The organism is Shewanella sp. 5S214 (assembly GCF_041439795.1).
Lineage (GTDB): Bacteria > Pseudomonadota > Gammaproteobacteria > Enterobacterales > Shewanellaceae > Shewanella > Shewanella vesiculosa.
The window spans coordinates 1-1,801 of the sequence record NZ_JBGOOV010000067.1 but is presented as its reverse complement, the minus strand read 5'-3'; the positions used below and the strand labels follow the sequence as shown (position 1 = coordinate 1,801).

The following is a 1,801-nucleotide window of genomic DNA, read 5'->3' as shown; positions in this document are numbered from 1 at the left end:
GCATTGATCATGTGGATAGCGAGCATCAAATTGTTAACCCAATCCGTTTTCAAGGCCAGTACTTTGATGACGAATCAGGGTTACACTATAACCGCTTTAGGTACTACAGCCCAGGGCAAGCACGATTTATTCATCAAGACCCGATAGGATTAGTGGTGGGAATAAACCACTATCAATATGCGCCTAATCCAGTGAATTGGGTGGATCCATTTGGATTGTTGTGTAAAGAAGGTGAAAAGAAGCTTGATAGAATGCTTAGTAATCTGGTTTCTACAGGCGGTATAGATGAAGCTATAAAAAATAAAATTCTAGAAATAGCTATAGCAAGCGCTGTTATTGATGCCCCCCAAAAGTCGTTTTTGAAGTATACACCGAAAGTTGGTAAGTATAGAAAAGAACATGAATATGATATAGCTGGTCTTGATGAAGTTAACGGATTAATTACACTTAATAAAATGTCTAAATCTGGCGAGACAAGTGTAGAAGTAGTCAGTATCGCGCAATTTGCTGAGCAGCATGTTATAAACAGTGAACGCGTAAGACTTAATCCAGATTCTAAACCAACCAAATACCATAAACGTACAGTGGGTGAAGTTGAGCAAGCTAGGAAGGCGTTTCCTCCTAAAAGAAGTGAGTATATTAGAAAGTATGCTTCAGCTGCACTGAATGATGATAACCATGAAGCACATAACCATTTCAATGAGGAAGATTTAGAAGAAATGGCCATGTTTGGTGGAGTACCTGATGGCTATAATGTTCATCATAAAAAGCCTATATTTAGATGCAACCCTAATGAAGACCCAAATGAAATTGAAAATTTAGAATTATTAACTGATGAATTTCATACTACTAAAAATAAAGAGCTACATTGGTATGAAGATGGAAAGGAACCATATGATGACGATAGTATTGGACCACGATTGGGTATGGAATATGTATAATAGCTGATTTTTAACTACAAAGTGATGTTGTTAATTTTCATTAGATAAATTAATTTTATTTATCTTGATGTTATATGAGGTTAAAAAGGTAAGACTTATTATGAATATCGAAATGTTAATGCAAGGTGCTTCTAAAAAAGAAAATTTTATGTTTAGAGGTGGAGGTGCACCTCAAGAGGAAATATTGGCATTAGAGGAGCATTATAAAATCACTTTACCAGATGATTATAGGAGCTTCTTGCATAAATTTGGCTTTGTGGCGTGGTTTGGTGATTATATTTGTGGTTTAGTTGAAGAAAAAACTAGGTTTGGTAAAACATTTAACGTATACAAAAAAACTGATTACTTTCATGATTTGTACAACAATTCTGAGTATAAGCCAGTGCCAACATATGGAGTGGTAATTAATAAATACGATGGTGGCGGCTATTACTTTTTATTTTCTCAAGAATCAGAACGTGCTGGCGAGGTTGGACTATTTCTAACTGAAACGTATGGCCAAGAAGTGTCTAAGTTTAAGAGTTTTACAGATTACTTATCTTTTCTTGTCACTGGCACTCCTGATCCTGAACCCGTTGATGTGGATTACGATAAAATAATGGACATAATCGAAGATTAATTATCGCTTAATACCATTCAGATGGGTAACTTTTTAAAGTAAAAGGCTCTAATGGCTAAGCTTGTATAGTCTTTGTTTACAATTATAGTAAATATGGATGGTTTGTCATATGTAGCTTAAAATGAGGAATCACAATCCCGCTTGATAGGTTGCGGTACTTATCGAAGATTTTTAAAAATAACATGGCCATCCATGATTTCCGGCTAAATATCAACCAATAAACTACGCTTTATTTACCCTT

The 1,801-nt window shown here is 35.0% G+C and carries 2 protein-coding genes; both read left to right on the top strand.

Annotated features, from left to right (window positions below):
* A partial coding sequence (locus ACED29_RS21055) for an RHS repeat-associated core domain-containing protein (protein ID WP_371698678.1) occupies window positions 1-941 on the top strand: 941 nt, incomplete at its 5' end.
* 100 nt (window positions 942-1,041) lie between these two features.
* A complete protein-coding gene (locus ACED29_RS21050; protein WP_371698677.1) occupies window positions 1,042-1,560 on the top strand; it encodes an SMI1/KNR4 family protein in 519 nt (172 codons plus the stop codon).
* The last annotated feature ends 241 nt before the right edge of the window (window positions 1,561-1,801 follow it).

What these genes read in the sequence shown, in the direction of transcription:
- ACED29_RS21050 (WP_371698677.1), top strand. Translation starts at nt 1,042, where the DNA reads ATGAATATCGAAATGTTAATGCAAGGTGCTTCTAAAAAAGAAAATTTT.